Annotated in this window: 10 protein-coding genes; all 10 read left to right on the top strand. The window is 64.3% G+C overall.

The window, feature by feature from the left end; translation table 11 throughout:
- The first annotated feature begins 56 nt into the window (after positions 1-56).
- The 10 genes from tssH to FFS45_RS03380 all read left to right on the top strand — a co-directional run bounded on the left by tssH (position 57) and on the right by FFS45_RS03380 (position 17,706).
- Positions 57-2,834, top strand: a complete 2,778-nt coding sequence (gene tssH, locus FFS45_RS03435; protein WP_137953292.1) for a type VI secretion system ATPase TssH — start codon at positions 57-59, stop codon at positions 2,832-2,834.
- A gap of 169 nt (positions 2,835-3,003) precedes the next feature.
- Positions 3,004-4,890: a type VI secretion system tip protein TssI/VgrG gene (tssI, locus tag FFS45_RS03430; RefSeq protein ID WP_249362579.1), complete on the top strand. Its 1,887-nt coding sequence runs from the start codon at positions 3,004-3,006 to the stop codon at positions 4,888-4,890.
- Positions 4,891-4,927: 37 nt separating this feature from the next.
- A complete protein-coding gene (locus FFS45_RS41575; protein WP_171029555.1) occupies positions 4,928-6,553 on the top strand; it encodes a hypothetical protein in 1,626 nt (541 codons plus the stop codon).
- A 110-nt stretch (positions 6,554-6,663) separates the two neighbouring features.
- Positions 6,664-7,221 (top strand): hypothetical protein, encoded by a 558-nt coding sequence (locus tag FFS45_RS03410; RefSeq protein ID WP_249362577.1) that lies wholly within the window; start codon positions 6,664-6,666, stop codon positions 7,219-7,221.
- Positions 7,218-8,645 (top strand): type VI secretion system-associated FHA domain protein TagH, encoded by a 1,428-nt coding sequence (gene tagH, locus FFS45_RS03405; RefSeq protein ID WP_137953289.1) that lies wholly within the window; start codon positions 7,218-7,220, stop codon positions 8,643-8,645. The genes FFS45_RS03410 and tagH overlap by 4 nt, the downstream gene beginning before the upstream one ends.
- 75 nt (positions 8,646-8,720) lie before the next feature.
- Positions 8,721-10,058, top strand: coding sequence for a type VI secretion system baseplate subunit TssK (gene tssK / locus FFS45_RS03400; RefSeq protein ID WP_137953288.1), 1,338 nt, complete (start codon positions 8,721-8,723; stop codon positions 10,056-10,058).
- Positions 10,055-11,416: a type IVB secretion system protein IcmH/DotU gene (icmH, locus tag FFS45_RS03395; protein WP_137953287.1), complete on the top strand. Its 1,362-nt coding sequence runs from the start codon at positions 10,055-10,057 to the stop codon at positions 11,414-11,416. The genes tssK and icmH overlap by 4 nt, the downstream gene beginning before the upstream one ends.
- A gap of 4 nt (positions 11,417-11,420) precedes the next feature.
- Positions 11,421-15,008 carry a type VI secretion system membrane subunit TssM gene (gene tssM / locus FFS45_RS03390; protein ID WP_137953286.1) on the top strand — a complete coding sequence of 1,196 codons (3,588 nt, stop codon included), beginning with the start codon at positions 11,421-11,423 and terminating at the stop codon, positions 15,006-15,008.
- Positions 15,005-16,591: a type VI secretion system-associated protein TagF gene (tagF, locus tag FFS45_RS03385; protein ID WP_137953285.1), complete on the top strand. Its 1,587-nt coding sequence runs from the start codon at positions 15,005-15,007 to the stop codon at positions 16,589-16,591. The genes tssM and tagF overlap by 4 nt, the downstream gene beginning before the upstream one ends.
- A complete protein-coding gene (locus FFS45_RS03380; protein ID WP_137953284.1) occupies positions 16,588-17,706 on the top strand; it encodes a PP2C family serine/threonine-protein phosphatase in 1,119 nt (372 codons plus the stop codon). Before tagF ends, FFS45_RS03380 begins: the two co-directional genes overlap by 4 nt.
- Positions 17,707-17,714 lie beyond the last annotated feature (8 nt).

Here is a 17,714-nt window from a genome sequence, read left to right as displayed (position 1 = left end):
TGCAACTGAACCGGCGGCCGTCTCGCGGCCGCCTCACTCTACACAGGATTGAAATTATGACCGAGATCAGTCGCGCAGCCCTGTTCGGCAAGCTCAACGCGCTTGCCTATCGGGGTATTGAAAGCGCCACCGTGTTTTGCAAGCTGCGCGGCAACCGCTACGTCGAGCTTGCACACTGGATCCACCAGATCCTGCAATTGCAGGATTCGGATCTGCACCGCATCGTCAGGCACTTCGACCTCAATCCGTCGCACCTCGCGCGCGATGTCACCACGGCGCTGGATCGGTTGCCGCGCGGCAGTACCACGATCTCCGACCTGTCCGCCGAGGTCGAGGAAGCCGTCGAGCGCGGTTGGGTATTTGCCACGCTGATGTTCGGCGAGGTCCAGGTGCGCACCGGCTACCTGATTGTCGGACTGCTGCGTACGCGTCATTTGCGCCATGCGCTGCACGAGGTGTCCGCGGAATTCGCGAAGGTGCTGCCTGAAGCGCTGGCGGAGGACTTCGCTGGTATTGTCGCGGGATCGCCCGAAGAGCATCTGTCTGCCACCGACGGCTTTCGTATCGACGAAACCACCCCGGGCGAAAGCAGCGGCGCGATGGCGCCCGCGCAGATGGGCAAGCAGCAGGCACTGCATCAGTTCACGGTGGACCTCACCGCGCAAGCCCGTGATGGACAGATAGACCCGATCGTGGGCCGTGATCCGGAGATTCGCCAGGTGATCGATATCCTGATGCTCCGCCGCCAGAACAACCCGATGCTGGTCGGCGAGGCCGGCGTCGGCAAGACGGCGGTGGTCGAAGGCTTCGCACTGCGCATCGCCCGCGGCGACGTGCCGCCACCGTTGAAAAACGTCCAGGTGCGCGCGCTCGACATCGGCCTGTTGCAGGCCGGTGCGAGCATGAAAGGCGAATTCGAGAATCGTCTGCGTCAGGTGATCGACGAGGTGCAGTCGTCCGCCAAACCCATCGTCCTGTTCATCGACGAAGCGCACACGCTAGTGGGCGCCGGCGGTGCAGCGGGCACCGGCGACGCTGCGAACCTGCTCAAGCCCGCGCTCGCACGCGGCAACCTGCGCACGCTCGGTGCGACCACCTGGGGCGAATACAGAAAGCACATCGAAAAGGATCCGGCCTTGACGCGCCGTTTCCAGACCGTGCAGGTGGACGAGCCCAGCGAAGAGAGGGCCATCCTGATGCTGCGCGGAGTAGCGAGCGTGATGGAGCGGCACCACCACGTGCAGATTCTCGACGAAGCGCTCGAAGCGGCGGTGAAACTGTCGCATCGCTATATCACCGCGCGCCAGTTGCCGGACAAGGCGGTCAGCCTGCTCGATACGGCGTGTGCGCGGGTCGCGATCAGCCTGCACGCGGTGCCGCCGGAGATCGACGACACCCTCAAGCGCATCGAGGCGCTTGAGACGGAGCTGGCGATCATTGCGCGCGAGAAGAGCGTCGGCATAGACGTGATGGCTCGCGAAACGCTGGCCTTGACGACGCTCGAGGCGCAGCGGGAGCGCCTTAGGCAGCGCGAGGCGGTATGGCAGGAAGAGAAGGCGCTGGTCGGGCAGATTCTGGCATTGCGCGCACGGCTCAGAGGCGAAAGCGCACCGGTCGAAGGCACCGGCGGCGCGCTCGAGCAGGCCGCACGGGAGGAAGAGAGCAGCGAAGAAGCCGCTTCGTTGCCGGCGGTGCGCGCGCTCGACGATGACGCGAGAGCGGCCGTCCTTGCCGAGCTGAAACGCTTGCAGGCGCAACTCGCGGAACTGCAGGGAGAAAATCCGCTGATCCTGCCGAACGCCGACTATCAGGCGGTCGCTTCAGTCGTCGCCGACTGGACCGGCATTCCGGTTGGACGCATGGTCCGCAGCGAATTGCAGGCGGTGATGAACCTGGCGAACCTGATGGGTGAAAGGGTCATCGGCCAGGACCACGCAATGGAGATGATCGCGAAGCGCATCCAGACCTCGCGCGCCGGCCTCGACAATCCCGATCGCCCGATCGGCGTGTTCATGCTGGCAGGCACGTCCGGGGTGGGCAAGACCGAAACCGCGCTGGCGCTGGCCGAAGCCCTCTACGGCGGCGAGCACAACCTGATCACGATCAATATGAGCGAGTTCCAGGAGGCTCACACGGTTTCGACGCTAAAGGGTGCGCCGCCGGGCTATGTCGGTTACGGCGAGGGCGGCGTGCTGACCGAGGCCGTACGCCGCAAGCCGTATTCGGTGGTGTTGCTCGACGAAGTGGAAAAAGCGCACCCGGACGTGCACGAGATCTTCTTCCAGGTGTTCGACAAGGGTGTCATGGAAGACGGCGAGGGTCGCTCGATCAATTTCAGGAACACCCTGATTCTGCTTACCACGAATGTCGGTACGGATCTGATTGCGAGGCTGTGCCAGGATCCTGAGTCGATCCCCGACCACGAAGGCCTGGCCCAGGCGCTGCGTGAACCTCTTCTGGACGTGTTCCCACCCGCGCTGCTTGGCCGGCTCGTACCGATCCCATACTTTCCGCTTAGCCAGTCCATGCTTGCGCGAATCGTGACGCTGCAACTGGAGCGCATCAAGCGGCGCGTCGAGGATCGATATGGCGTGCCGTTCGACTATGACGACGCGGTCGTGCAACTGGTGGTGAGCCGATGCACGGAGAGCGAGTCGGGCGGCCGGATGATCGATTCGATTCTCACCAACACGATGCTGCCGGCGCTCAGCCGCGATTTCCTCGCGCGGACAATGCGCGGCGAGGCGATGGAGCGAGTCTGCGTGAGTGTCGTGGATGACGACTTTGCCTATAGCTCCGGCGACGGCATAAGGCAAACGCAAGACGAGCAATAGTCGGTCACGCAGGATGCATTGCCTGTGCTGCGAATTCGAAGGAATAGAACGGCGGGCTGGGCTGTTGTGTTGATCGCAGGGCAAGCAACGCGCTGTAATTCGCAAGCCGGTTTTCTGCGATGTCTGGCCCTGAAAGCGTACCTGTATCGACTCACTACCTGACATTCCGATGGCACACGCAATCACGCTTACTTCTGCGCTTGGCTCCAGTCTGCTGTTCGCGAACATGAGTGCGGCCGAGTCGCTTGGCCGGCTGTTTTCATACGATCTGGAGGCGATCAGCAAGAACGCCGAGGTGGACCTGCGTTCGCTGCTTGGCACGCCGATGACCGTGAAGCTGGTGACGCCGCAGGGCTATACGCGCTATTTCAACGGGATCGTTTGCGAAGGCGGGCAGGGCGGTTTCGTCAATATCGAGAACGTTCGCTATGCGGTCTACACGTTCAGGCTCGTGCCGAAGCCCTGGCTGTCCACGCGCAGGCGCGACTGCCGCATCTATCGAAGCATGAGCGTGCCGCAGATCATTCAATCGGTACTCGGCGAGATTGGCTACGGCGATCTGAAACTGAGTCTCAGCGCCGACTATCCGGCACGCGATTACTGCGTGCAGTACCGCGAAAGCGATTTCGACTTCGTCAGCAGGCTGATGGAGCAGGAAGGTATCTACTACTTCTTCACGCATACGCAGAGCACGCACACGATGGTGCTCGCCGATTCGCTCGGCGCCCACTCGACCGTGCCGGGCTTCGAGCAGATTCCTTACGCGCCGCCTACCGAGCGGGGAACGCGAATGAAGGCGTCGATCAGCGACTGGGAAACGGCGCATACGGTGAACACGACGCGGGTTCAGTTCGACGATTACGACTACCTGAAACCGAAAGCATCGCTTCTGGCGACCGAGGAACTGACCGACACAGAGGATGCGCATGGCGTGAGCGGACTCGATATCTACGACTATGGGTACGACTACGTCGGCTATGACGAGCGCCTTTCCGACGGCCAGCGCTATGCACAGGTACGCGCGGACGCGTTGAACGTGCCACTGGCGTCGAGCGCCGGCCGCACCGACGCCTGCGGTCTTGCCACCGGCACGCTATTCAGGCTCGAGGACTTTCCGCTTGCCGGTGCGAACCAGGAATACCTGGTGATCGATACGGTCACGCGCCTTGTCGAACCGGACTATGCGGCGGGTGGCGGCAGCGACGATGACGAAGGGCCATTCCACTGCGAGTTCAAGGTGATCCGCGGCCGCCAGCCGTTTCGCACGATGCCGGTCACGCCGCGGCCGGTGATTGCCGGCGTGCAGACCGCGGTGGTCTACGGCGATACCGCCGAGGACATCGCGGTGGACAAGTATGGCCGGGTGCAGGTGACCTTTTTCTGGAGCCGGCCGGGCAAGCCGAACGCGCAGAACTCATGCCCGGTGCGGGTCGCCCAGATGTGGGCGGGCAAACGCTGGGGCTCGCAGTTCATCCCGCGTGTGGGCCAGGAAGTGGTGGTGAGTTTTCTGGATGGCCACCCGGACCGGCCGCTGATTATCGGCAGTGTCTACAACGCGGACAACATGCCGCCCTACAGCCTGCCCGACAACAAGACGCAGAGCGGCGTGAAAAGCCGCAGCCATGAAGGCGGCGCGAGCGAGGACTACAACGAGATCCGCTTCGAGGACAGGATGGGCAGCGAGCAGGTCTTGATTCACGCGCAGAAGGATCTGCGCGAGGAATCGGAACACGATCACGACGTCCAGGTTGCGCGCAACTACACGTTGACTGCCGGAAACCAGATCAGGCTGGTCACCGGTCTTGCCAGCATCACGATGAACAGCTCGGGAGAAATCTCCATCCAGGGCACCAGCCTCACGATCAACGGCGAGATGAACGTCACGATGGCCTCGGGTCTCGCGATGGAGATCAACTCGAAGGCGAATCTGAGCATGAGCTCGACCGCGGCAATGGAAATTACATCCGAAGCCGATTGTCTTGTGCAGTCCATCAATCTGCAGTTGATCGGCACCGCGACGGCGGTGCTGGGCGGCGCGGCCCCGATGATCCTGTAGCCATGAGCCGGCCACTGAACCTATCCGGAACACGACCATGCCAGACCTTCATACCACGCTGCCCGACATACCGTTCACCTACCAGCAGTGGATGCAACAAACATCCCGGGTCATGCTGCAACGTAGCGCCCAGTTGAAGGTGCTGGACATGCATCTCGATACCTATCTGCGCGTGCCTAGCGGCGATAGCCTGATTCGTTTGAAAACGGCATTCAGCAACTGGCGCAGCGCACATGGAAAGGATAACGAATGGATGAGCAGCAAGCGTAATACCGGCCAGTATTCGTTCAGCCTGCTTTATGCGGCGCTCTACAAGGATGGCGATACCGATTCGGCGTTCGGCGTGCCGTCGTTCATGGCGTCCGACCTGGTGCATTCGCGGCTGGGTCTGCTGTATCTGTTCGGCAAGCTCGAATGCGATCTGGGCATCTTCAAGATCATTACGGAGGGCGTGCTCGACGCGGCTGACGCCGGTCTCGACTACGGCAAGGATGTGGGTAGCGCCGGTGCGCAGAACGTGATTGGCAAGGTGCAGCAGGGCATGAGTGGGGGTGGCCGCTCGGCGATCGAGCATGCCGCTGAAGCGCTGGACCGGCGCGTCGCTGCCCGCTCGGGTCAGCCCGCCGGGGCCGGAACGGGTGCGGGAGCGGGTGCAGGAACGGGCGCAGGAACGGGCGCAAGCCGCGGTGCGGCGCCGGCCGAACAAACCCGCACGATCAGCTCGCACAGCCTGATGGACAAACGGGGCCAGCCGCTCGGCGGCAACCAGCGGCGGCTGTCCGACGCGATCTTCGACTATTTCAGAAAGGCCTGGGACTATGTGGTTGGGGTCTGGGACGAGTACGGCGGCCCGGCATTGCGTTCGCTCTGCGATTATCTGACCGGAAAGTTTCTATCCGACGCGGTGACCGGGATTATCGGCGACGTGTTTGGTGTTGCATCGAATCTCTACAAGCTGATCGAATCTTGCTTCGAGCGCTTCAAGGCGTGGGCGGGCGGCCGTCAGACGGAACTGATGGCGGGCACGCCCGTGGCGATCGTCAACGGAATCGAACGGGCGATGAACCTTGGCATCGCGCAGAATCTTTACGGCACATTGAAAAGCGGTGCTCAGCTCGGCATGCAGATCGGCTCGGTCGGCGCCTCGACGATCGTCAATCTGGTCACGTCGATTGTCGAGGTTCTGATCAAGGCCGCGTGGCGCGTGTTCGAACTGCGGCGGCTAAAGAAATTCTTCGCGGACGCAAAGGCGAAATGGGAGCAGCGCGAATCCCTGCAACTGCACACGCGGCCGATCGAATTCAACAGGTGGTTCCGCAGCTACGCGCTCAGCGTGCCGGTTGTTTCAGCACTGGCGCTGAACAGTGGCCTCATCAGCAAGATGCATTTCCTGCAGATGTTCTCTGCCGACCAGAAGCCGATTACGGCGAGCCAGTACGCGCTTGGTGTGAAACACCTTGATGAGCTGCGCGGCTGGAGCGCGCAATACATCCGCGATACCGGTTACAGCATTTCCAGCGATGACGGAACCGTGTCCGAACTTGCCAAGCCGGGCGAGGAACCGTCCGGGGGTGCGCTGCGCAAGCATTTGCTGAAGCCGTTCGCGGGATTTCTCGACGGCGGCCTCGACAACCCGGTGCTGGGCGCGCTCGGCGTGAGCTGATGCTTAGCCCGGTGCATGACGCAAGAAAGGGGATCGCATATGGAAAACCTGTCCAGCCATCGCACGCCGCTGCCCGCGAGGCGAGGATTGTCGGCCACGCTGCAAGAGGTATGGCAGGCATGATCGCGATCCTCGACGCGGCCCGCGAGATGCGGCTTTCCGCGCCGGCGCAGGCGACCCTGCAGCCAACGATGGCAGCGCGTTCGGCTGTGCAGGCGCTGCTCGATGCCAACCTCGCGGGCGATGCGCTCGGTCTGCTCGCCCGTTTGCTGCCGCACCGCTACGCAGTTGCCTGGGTGTGCCAGTGCGGCCGCCGGGAGGTGCTGGGCGAGCATGACCGCACCGGTCTCGCTCTGGCGCAGGCGTGGGTGCGCGATCCCGGCGAAGCGCAGCGGGCCGCCGCACTTGCGTTTGCGAAGACGCATCGCTACCGGACGATCGGTGCGTGGGCCGCGGCCGCTGCCGGCTGGTCGGGCGGTAACCTGAATCCGCACTACGAAGAGCCGACTCCACCGCCGGAGCACCTCACCGCGATCGCGGCAACGTCGGCGGTGACCTATATGGCTGCATTGGCCGCTGCGGAGTTTCATGGCCGTCGTGCTTCCTTTGTGCGCGGTGCGCTGAACCTGCTCAGCGTTCAAGGCAGCCTTGATGGGGGTAGGCAATGAGCGCCGCACCGGTCCTGATCCTGTCGATTCAAGACGGGCAGGCGGATCGTTCCGGCGGCGAGCGCGAGCGGTTGTTCGACCGCTGCGACGGCAGCATCGGGCGCTCGGAGGACTGCGACTGGGTGCTGCGTTCTGACGGCGTTTCGCGCCTGCACGCGATGGTGCGTTATCTGAACGATATCTACTTCATTGAGGACCGTAGCACCAATGGCATGGTGCTCAATGACACGCCGCTGCGCAAAGGCGATCCCGTTGCGTTGAAACACGGAGACCGTCTGCAGATCGACTTGTTCGAGGTCAGCGTGCGTCTGGACGGGGAGGCTGATACCCATGCTGATTCTCAGGCGGATATCCAGGCGGGCGGCAGTCACTCGACACGTGGCGCGCCTTCGCCCGCGTCCGCACCCGCGCAGACGCCTGTAGTTGCGCCCGCGAGTGCGGAGAACAAGGATTCACTGGATCTGAGTCTGTTGCTTGGACCGCGCCGCGCCGGGGTGCCGGGTAAAGAAGGCGATGCCGAAGGGCTGATTCCCGGCGTCGACGCGCCGCTGCCGGGCGCTGTGCTCGATCCGCTTGCGCTCTTCGATACATCGTCGTCGTACCTTGACGCGCCGGCGCGATCCGTACCGCCAACGCCTGCCTGGAACCACACGCCAGCCGTGGCCGACCGGTTCAGGCCGCCACAACGCGAAGCGGCGCGGGCCGATGGCCCTGTGTTGCCGGAAGACTGGGATGCGACCCACAGCCAGGTCGCGGCGGCGTCTGCGCCTCCTGTCATTCCTGTTGACCCCGCACCACGCCACGAACCGGCGGCGGCAATAACGGTTGCGCCGGCTGCGCCGATCGCGCCGGTTGCGCCAGCGCCGTCCGCACCGCCGACGCCAGCGAACGAAGCCACCGGAGCGACGGACGCTTCGGCACGGGACCTCACGGAGATGTTTCACATCGCCGTGGACGCAATGATGGACGTGCTGCGGGCACGGGCGGAACTGAAGAACAGCTTCCGCCTGCCCGCGACGCTGATCCAGCGTTCGGAGAACAACCCGCTGAAGTTCGCACCAACCGCACAGGAAGCGGTCAGGAAACTGCTCGCCCCACCCGGCAACGGTTTTTTGGCCGGCAGCGCGGCGCTCAATGATGCGGCCGAAGATATCCGTCATCACCAGATGGCCATGCTGGCAGGCGTGCGTTCCGCGTTCCAGTCGTTGCTCGCGCAGTTCGATCCGGCCCGGATCGAGCAGGAAACGGAGCGTAATAAGCGGCGTCTGCCCTTCATTGGCCGGTCGCCCCAGTGGGAGCATTACAAGGCGCAGTTCGAGGAAGTGACAAGGAATCCTGATGAATGCTTTCAGCGCCTGTTTGGCGATGAATTCGCGCGAGCCTATGAGGAACAACTCGGACGCCTGAAAAACCGTCGTAACTGACTCCGCAGCGACAGACATTGTCGTTTGCGGCGAGCGTCGAAAGACGCATGAAAGACCTTTATTCGGCTCACAGACATGACTCAGAGCAACAAGGTGATATGGAGCGAGGGCCTGTTCCTCAGGCCGCAGCATATGCAGCAGCAGGAGCGCTATTTCGAGCGCTACGTAGAGCTGCGCGCCGGCAATTTGCGTCCGCACGCATGGGGCTTCCAGGAGCTTGAACTGGAAAGCGATCTGCTGGCGATCGGCAAGCTCGGCATCAAGCGCGCGCGGGGTGTGTTTCCCGACGGCACGCCGTTCGCCATGCCCGGGGACGATCCGTTGCCGCCGCCGCTCGATATCGACGCCAACTGGCGAGACCAGATCGTGCATCTGACCTTGCCGCTGCGCTCTCCTACGCAGCCGGACAGTGCATGGCCGGACGGCGGCAGCGATAAGTTGTTCCGCTACCGCGTGCGCGAAACCGAAGTGCTCGATGCCTCGGGCAGCATGGAAGGCGTCACGGCGCTCGAAGTGGCAGGTATGAGCACACGGCTGTCGCCCGAGTCGCAGCCGAGGGAGGGCTTGATGCAGATTCCACTCGCACGGGTGATCGAGTGCCGGGCGGACCGCCGCGTGATACTCGACGACGGTTTCATGCCAAGCGCGCTTAACACCCAGGCCGCAGACCGGCTGGTGACCTTCCTGTCCGAATTGCTGGGTCTGCTGCATCAGCGCGGCGAAGCGCTCGCGAGCCGCGTGTCGGAAACCGACCGTGGCGGCGCGGCCGAGATTGCGGACTTCCTGATGCTGCAGGTGATCAACCGCTACCAGCCGCTCGTCGCGCATCTCGCCGAAGCGCCGCTGCTGCATCCGGAAGCGCTTTACCGCCTGCTGCTCGAACTGGCTGGGGAACTTGCGACGTTTACCGCGCCGGCCAAACGCCCGCAGGCGTTTGCGCCGTACCGGCACGAGTCGCTGCGCGAGAGCTTCGAGCCGGTGATCGCCGCGCTGCGCCTTGCGCTCAGCGCGGTGCTGGAGCAAAGCGCCGTCGCGATCCCGCTGCAGCAGCGCAAGTACGGCGTGTGGGTTGGCGTGGTGCCCGACCTGACGTTGCTCGATACAGCAACTTTTGTGCTGGCCGCGCGGGCCGATCTCAAGGCCGAGGACATGCGCCGGCAACTGCCCATGCAATCGAAGATCGGCCCCGTGGAGAAAATTCGCGATCTGGTGAATCTGCAACTGCCGGGCATCGGCGTTTCACCGATGCCCGTCGCCCCGCGCCAGTTGCCGTACACCGCGGGCTTCCTCTATTTCGAATGCGACAGGCATTCGCCGATGTGGAGCACGCTGAAGACCTCCGGTGGCGTTGCCATGCATTTTGGCAGCGGTTTCGCCGGCCTTGATCTGCAATTCTGGGCGGTGCGCACATGAACACTGGCAACCGTTCCGATCAACCGACTTTGCGCAGCGATGCGACCGTGGTGCGCCCGCGAGGGAACACAAAACCAGTCGTGGCAGACGACGCGACGCGGGTCGTCGCGCCGCGCTCCACGTCGATGCGACCACCGTCGCCGCTTCAGCCCGCGGCCCCAACGGCTTTGCGTGCCGAACTGGGCGATTTCCTGAGCGGCGCGCCCAACCCGCTGGTGCGGGCAGCCAATCCGCTGCTGTTGCTTGCGCTCCAGCTGCGTCACAGCGTTGCACCGCCGGTCGACATTGCCCGCCTGCGCGAACAGGCGGTCGCACAGGTGCACAGCTTTGAGCGTTACACACAAGGCGCCGGGCTCAACACGCAGACGATCATGGCCGCGCGTTACGTGCTGTGCACGATGCTCGACGAGTCGGTGAACAACGCCCCCTGGGGCGATCAGAGCGGCTGGGCGCAGAAAACCCTGCTCGTCACGTTTCATGGTGAAACCTACGGAGGTGCGAAGTTCTTCCAGATTATCGAGCGGCTGAGTGCCGACTTTTCGCGGCACCTCGACCTGATCGAACTCATGTATATCTGCCTGGCACTGGGTTTCGGCGGACGTTATCTTGTCGAGCCCGGCGGGCTTGCGCGTCTCACGGATATCCAGGACGACCTTTACCGCCGCATCCACGGGCTGCGCGAAGCGCCAGCCACGGAGCTGGCGCCGCACTGGCGCGGTATCGAAGACCGTCGTAACCCGCTGATGCGTCACGTGCCCTTGTGGGTCGCCGCGGCCGCCGCGGCCTTCGTGCTGCTGGGCGCGTTCCTGTTTTTCTTCACCCGGCTCAACCTGCTTGCCGAACCGGTGAACGCGCAGCTTGCGAGCATCGGTCTCGAGAACGCGCCTCCGCCGCAGACCATCGCGACGCCCAAAGTCTCGCGCAAGACGCTCAAGCAACTGCTCGCGCCACAGGAGCAGGCCGGGCAGCTCAGTATCGACGAAAAGCCCGATGGCGAAGACACGGTGCGTCTTGCCGCCGCCGAGCTGTTCCCATCGGGCGGCGCGGATATTGCGGCGAACGAGACCGATCTTCTGCACCGCATTACCTGGGCGTTGAACCAGGTAAAGGGACGTGTGATCGTGGTCGGCCATACCGACGACCAGCCGGTGCGCTCGCTCAAGTTCAAGGACAACTTCGAACTGTCTACCGCACGCGCACAAAACACGCTGCAGATTCTCGCCCAGGGTCTCGATGATCCGCGGCGGCTCGAAGCGAGCGGTGCCGGTTCCTCGCAGCCGCTTGCCACACCGGCCGATCTGCCGGAGAACCGGGCGCGCAACCGGCGGGTAGAGATCATGTATTTCCCGGAGAACTGAACCCATGAATCAGCTGAAAGCCTGGGCAACCTCCCGGTGGTTCGTGAGCGCGGTCGGACTTCTGTTCGTCGCGGCGCTGATCTGGCTGGGTGGTCCCTACCTTGGCATCGGCGAGAGCCAGCCGCTCGCGAGCGCATCGGCGCGGCTCGCGCTGATCCTCGTAATCGTGCTGCTGTGCATGCTGCTTATCCAGATCATCCAGTGGCGCGGCAAACATAAGACCGCGCAACTCTCCGGCGCGCTGGGCGCACAGGACGCGCAACTCGCCGCCGAGGATCGCAATGCCGCCGAGAGCGGGCAGTTGCAGCAGCGCTTCCAGGAGGCGATCGACACGCTGCGCAAGACCCGCAGGAACGGCGGCAATCTCTATGCGTTGCCGTGGTACGTGGTGATCGGGCCGCCTGGCTCCGGCAAGAGTACGCTGCTGCAAAACTCCGGTCTCGACTTCCCGCTGTCCGAGCGTTTTGGCAAGGAGGCGCTACGCGGCATTGGCGGCACGCGCAACTGCGACTGGTGGTTTACCGACGAAGCCGTGTTTCTCGACACGGCGGGCCGCTATACGACCCAGGATTCCGATGCCGCCGCGGATGCCTCCGCGTGGCAGGCGTTCCTGCAGCTGTTGCGCCGCTATCGCAGGCGGCGTCCGCTGAATGGCGTGATCGTGGCGATGAGCGTGTCGGACCTGCTGACGCTCGACGAGCGCAGCCGCCAGCAGCACATTCGCGCCGTGCGCCGGCGCCTTGACGAACTCGCGGAACATCTCAAGGTCGCGGTGCCCATTTATCTCGTGTTCACCAAGTGCGACCTGGTGGCGGGTTTCGGCGAATTCTTCGACGACCTCGGTCCGGACCTGCGCAGCCAGGTTTGGGGCATGACGTTTCCGGCCGACAGAAGCACCGACGGCAGCGCGAGCGCGCTATTCGGCGCCGAGTTCGACCTGCTGCTGGAGCGTTTGAATACTCGTGTGATCGAACGCTTGCACGCGGAGCGGGACCGCAGCCGCCGCGCCGCCGTGCTCAGCTTTCCCCAACAGCTCGGCGCTTTTCGCGAGATCGCGCGGGAGTTCGTCGAAGGCGTGTTTGGCCGCCACGAATACGGTGCGCCTGCGCTGCTGCGCGGCGCCTATCTCACCTCCGGCACGCAGGAGGGTGCGCCGATCGATCGCATGCTGAGCGCAGTGGCGCGCACCTTTGGCGTCGACGCTGCTCGGGTGCGCGGCGGGACCGCGCCGCCGCGCACCTACTTCGTCGAGCGTTTGCTAAAGGAGGTGCTGTTTCGTGAATCGGGCTTTGCCGCTGCCAACCCGCGTCTTGAACGGCAGAAGGTGCTGTGGCAGGCCGCAGCCTGGGGTGGCATCGCGTTCGTCACGGCGTTGCTGGTCGCCGGCATGGCCGTCAGCTACGCGCGTAACCGTGTCTACGTGGGCGAGGTACAGGCGTCGTTGGAGGACCTGCCGCCCGCCAGCAGTCTCAGTGGTGCTCCGGATCTCAAGGTGTATTTTGCGCGTGCGCTGGCGCGTCTCGAGATCGTCTCCGGTGGCGAGGAGGTCGCCGGTCAGTACGAAAATCATGTGCCGTTGCTGATGCGCTTCGGGCTGTTCCAGGGCCACGCGCTGCTCAGGCAGGTCCACGCGGCTTATCTGCGCGAGCTCAACGGCACCTTGTTGCCCGGGATCGGCGTGCGTTTCCGGGAGGGCCTGAGCGCGAGCGCAAATGATCCACAGGCGCTCTACGACTACCTGAAGGGTTATCTGATGCTGGGCCAGCCTCAGCATCTGGACCCCGGCGAACTGGCGGCGCTCGCGCGCATCGAATGGCAGCGCCTGTTCCCTCAGGACCCGGTCATCCAGACGGCGCTCAACAAGCACTTCTCGGCGCTGGTCGACGACCCACAAAAGCCGCGCGCGTTGAGTCTCGACGGCGCGCTCATCGACCAGGCGCGGGCCACGCTGAAGACCGCCGATCTTGCGACGCTGATCTACGGTGGCGTCAAGCTCGATGCCGGACGCTCGGATGCTCCGCCGGTGCGCCTCGACCAGGCGCTTGGGTTGCTCGGCAACGTGTTCACCCGCAAAAGCGGCGTGCCTCTGTCACAGCCGTTGCCGGCGCTGTTCACCCGTCCGTATTTCGCATCCGAGGTGAACGGTGGCCTGGAACAGTCGGTCGACCACTTCGTTGCGGATTACTGGGTATTCGATGCGACCCGCACCGACCCGCTCGCGCGCTCGCGCTTTGAACAGCAGGTCCTCGCGCTCTATGAGCAGGACTACATCAAGACCTGGGACGCTCTGCTGGCCGACCTGCAATTGCAGCCGGTCGCCAGCATCCAGGCCGCGAGCGCGCTGGCCGCAAAACTGTCCGGCCCAAGTTCGCCGCTCAAGGCCTTGCTGAATCTGGTGCGTGACAACACCAGCGATATGCTGCGCAGCTCGCCTGCGAGCACCGCGGGGTCTGCGGCATCGGCGGTGAGCGCGCAGGCGAAAACCGTCGGTGAAAATCTCGCCACGCGCCGCGCGGCCAACACGCGACTCGCGGGCGAGCTGCGCGACGCGGGCGCAACGTTGCCCAACGGCAATGCGCCGGGCGCAGCGGCTGACGCGGTGCAGGATACGGGCGCGGCGGCCGCTAGCCGGCCGGGCGCTGCCATCGAGGCGCATTTTGCCCAACTGGATCAGGTGAGCGCGGGCACCCCCGGGTCGACGCCGCTCGACCAGACGAGCAGCGTTCTCGACCAGCTAGGCAAAAGTCTGCTGACGATGACCGACCTGGGCGCCCCGGGAACGCAAAACAACCCGGCGCTACTCGCTGCTCGTCAGGAGTCCGATCAGTTGCCGCCGCAGGTCGCAGCGCTGATTTCCGGTTTGACGGGCGAGAGCGCGAATCTGGTTGCGAGCGGCAGCAACGCGGCTCTCGCCGACCAGTTTCGTGCTGCGGCAGGCAACGATTGCGCGAGTTTCGTCGACGGCCGCTACCCGTTCGCGCAAGGTGGCGCATCGGATATTCCGCTGCAGAACTTTGCAGAGCTGTTCGGCAATGGCGGCCGTTTCGACGGTTTCCTGAAGTCGACGCTCGCATCGCGGGTCGACACGAGCGGCCGCACCTGGAACTGGAGGAGCGGCACGCCGCCCGGCCCCGATGCGGTGCTGAGCACGGCACAGACCGCCGACAATATCCGCCAGATCTACTTTCGCAACGCCGCCCAGGTTCAGGTCGGCTTCACGTTGCTGGCTCCGCAATTCGATCCGGCAGTCGCCAGGGTCAGTATTGAAATCGACGGTCAGAAGTACGAGTACGGCGGCAACGCTGGCGGTGCGGCGAGCATGGCGATGACGTGGCCCGGCCCACAACCGGGCCACGTGGTAGTCAGCGCGTTTGACAAGTCGGGGCAGCCCGTCGGCACACCGCTCACGTACAACGGTGACTGGGCGTTCTTCCATGCGCTCGACGCGGCTCATTTACAGAAGCAGGGGGACCTTCAGTATCTCGCGAACTTTGATTTTGCCGGCCATGCCGTCAAGCTGCCAATCCAGCCGGCGAGCCTCAAGAATCCGTTTCTCAATGGTGAAGTACGGCGTTTCAGGTGTCCGCGATGAACAACCCGGTCGGCTTTTACGGCAAGCTGCCGGGTGCGGGCGACTTCGTCCAGCGACAATTACCCTCTGTCTTCGTGGACATCTGGGACCGGCATTTTCAGCGTGCTGTCGAGACGGGACGCCGCGAACTGGGCGCGCACTGGAGTACAGCATGGACGCAGGGCGAGGCATGGCGCTTTGTGCTGTCTCCGAGCGTGTGTGGCCCGAGCGGCTGGTGTGGCCTGATCGGGCCGGCCACCGACCGTCTGGGCCGGGGCTTTCCGATGGTACTGGCTGCACCTTGTCCCGGTGATGCCGGCGCCGTCCTTGGTCATGGCGCGTGGTTCGATTCGCTTGAACGCGTATATCTCTCTGCCCGGAACGAGGGGGCCAGCGTCGAACACTTTGCCGCGCAGGTAGCGTCGCTGGCGCGACCGCCAGCCGACGCAACCGACCTTGCATGGGTCTGGCAAGGGCTCGACTGGGAAGGAGAGGAATGGCAACTGGCGTTGCCGGACGACGAAGCGGCGGGAATGGTGCTTGCAGAAGCATGGCGCGAGGCAAGCGTTCGGCGCGGCGAGTGGTGCCTGTGGTGGACTCGCGGCGCCGCGCGAATGCTCGCAACGCGTGGCTTGCCGCGCAGTTATAGAAGCCTGCTCATTGCTCTGCCGCCGGGTGTTCACGGGGAGCCGCCAGCTGTGGCCGGTTTCGCCGGCCATGCTGCTGCACCGCTCTATGATGCGGCCACCGTCACGGAAGAGGTGGCTCAAGCGGACGATGGGCTGCACGCAGCGCGACTCGAACCGCCTTGCAACGTCGTGAGGGACAACGTGCTGCATGCCCATACCTGGCGAGGCGTGGTGGAAGCCGATGCGGTTGCGATGCCCGCCGGCAGGTGGGTCGACGACGCCCTGCAGTATCTCGGCGATGGCAATACGCTGTTGCTGAGCGCCGACGATGGTCCCCAGGATCCACGACGCCGGGCTGCCCTCCGTATCCGCGAAACGGCATCGGCAAGCGCCCCGGATCTCACGAGCCTGCGATTGAATCTGATCGCACTGCATCCACAGTTGCGCGATGCCCGCCACGATCCGCTCGAACCGGTGCCCGAAGAGGGCGCTGCGCTCGCGGCCCGTTTCGAAACCGGCGCGGTGCGGGTGCTGCGGATCGGCGCGGCGGCCGCCTGGCACTGGCGGCAGGGTCAGTTGCGCACGTTGTTCGTCGAACGCGCGGCTGGAGTGGGCGGCGAGTTCGACGATCTGCTGTTCGGCGCCGACTGGTTGACGATGGCGGGTCTCGGCACGGCCGGCGAGCCGGATTGCGATGAAACGCGTGCCGAACTCGAAGAAGGCGATCGCTTGTTGCTGCTCGCGACCCGTTCGCTCGCGCGGCTGCCGCAACAGTTGTGCGCCGAGGCGCTGGGCCTTGCCACATGTGAGGACGCCCGGGTTCATCTGGCGGCCCACGCCGGTCTCGGAGGGGCCCCGGCACAATGGCCGCTCGCGGTCGTAGAGATCCGTGTTCACCCGCACGCTCAGCATTGTTCGTTGCCGGGCGAGAGGGCCGGCGCCTTGCTTGAGGCGACCCGGCGGGAGGCGGGATGACCACGCGCTTTAGCTCCGCCGGCCGCACCGAGACCGGCAAGGTGCGTCACCGGAACGAAGACGCAATCCTCGTTCGCGAGGACCTCGGGATGTGGGTGGTCGCCGACGGCATGGGTGGTCATTCGGCTGGCGACTATGCGAGTGCGCTGATCGTTGGGCGGCTGGGGGCACTCAAGCGTGAGGGCAGCGTCTGCGACTTCATTGAAGCGATCGAGGACAGCCTGCGGCAGGTCAATACTGAATTGCGCGAGGAGGCTATTTCGCGGCACGTCGACGTGATTGGGTCAACCGTGGTGGTGCTGGTCCACGACCGCGACTTCGTGCTGTGCGGCTGGGTTGGCGACAGTCGCGCCTATGTCCACGAGGACGGCGCTTTCGTGCAACTCACCAGTGATCATGTTTGCGGACGGCCAGGTGACGTGACGCAATATGGTTTGCCGTTTGGCCGGAGCGTCTGCGTGTCCGCTGGCGCGGGCGTGCTCTCGAGAGCAGTGGGCGCCGAGGATCAGTTGTACATAGACTGGAGCGTGGCTGGCAGCCGTCCTGGCATGCATTTCCTGCTGTGCTCCGATGGAATCAACAAGGAACTGAGCGACGAGGAGCTGGCTCCTGGCCATGAATGCCCCATTGAGCCCGACGAGGCACTCGCGCAAATTTTTTCGCTGGCGCTGGAGCGTCCCGCCCGCGACAACCTTTCCGCCGTGATAGTGCGGCTCGATGCGACATCCTCCACAGAGCGTTACGTAGCGAGCCAGCGCGAACGGCGGGCTAGCCAGGTGTTGTGTGCCCTCGACGAAGCGTATCGACTGGGCCGCATCGCACGCGATGAATACCGGCACCGGCGGCGCGGGTTGCTCGAATCGCTGCGCGAGTTGGGTGACACCGATCTCGACACTGTGCGCCGTGCAGTGCGGGTACCGGCGGACGACGCGCATCCCAAAGGCGCCACAGCGCCACGTGATGACGCAGGCAGTGTGAACAAGACGATTGCGAGGCGCGCGAACCAGATGAGCCGGATGCGGTATATCGCACGATTGGCGGTGTTCGCGGCGCTGCTCAGCGTGGCCGGACTGTGCGTCGCGCTGGCCTGGTGGCTTGCGCCACTTTCGCTGTGACGATGCCG

Source organism: Burkholderia sp. 4M9327F10, from assembly GCF_005503145.1.
Taxonomy (GTDB): domain Bacteria; phylum Pseudomonadota; class Gammaproteobacteria; order Burkholderiales; family Burkholderiaceae; genus Paraburkholderia.
Note: the sequence above shows the minus strand (reverse complement) of the source record. Positions and strands in the feature narration are given on the sequence as shown.

Bases quoted from the DNA above. Each gene is read 5' to 3' on its own strand.
- tssH (WP_137953292.1), top strand. From the start codon at position 57: ATGACCGAGATCAGTCGCGCAGCCCTGTTCGGCAAGCTCAACGCGCTT.
- tssI (WP_249362579.1), top strand. From the start codon at position 3,004: ATGGCACACGCAATCACGCTTACTTCTGCGCTTGGCTCCAGTCTGCTG.
- FFS45_RS41575 (WP_171029555.1), top strand. From the start codon at position 4,928: ATGCCAGACCTTCATACCACGCTGCCCGACATACCGTTCACCTACCAG.
- FFS45_RS03410 (WP_249362577.1), top strand. From the start codon at position 6,664: ATGGCAGGCATGATCGCGATCCTCGACGCGGCCCGCGAGATGCGGCTT.
- tagH (WP_137953289.1), top strand. From the start codon at position 7,218: ATGAGCGCCGCACCGGTCCTGATCCTGTCGATTCAAGACGGGCAGGCG.
- tssK (WP_137953288.1), top strand. From the start codon at position 8,721: ATGACTCAGAGCAACAAGGTGATATGGAGCGAGGGCCTGTTCCTCAGG.
- icmH (WP_137953287.1), top strand. From the start codon at position 10,055: ATGAACACTGGCAACCGTTCCGATCAACCGACTTTGCGCAGCGATGCG.
- tssM (WP_137953286.1), top strand. From the start codon at position 11,421: ATGAATCAGCTGAAAGCCTGGGCAACCTCCCGGTGGTTCGTGAGCGCG.
- tagF (WP_137953285.1), top strand. From the start codon at position 15,005: ATGAACAACCCGGTCGGCTTTTACGGCAAGCTGCCGGGTGCGGGCGAC.
- FFS45_RS03380 (WP_137953284.1), top strand. From the start codon at position 16,588: ATGACCACGCGCTTTAGCTCCGCCGGCCGCACCGAGACCGGCAAGGTG.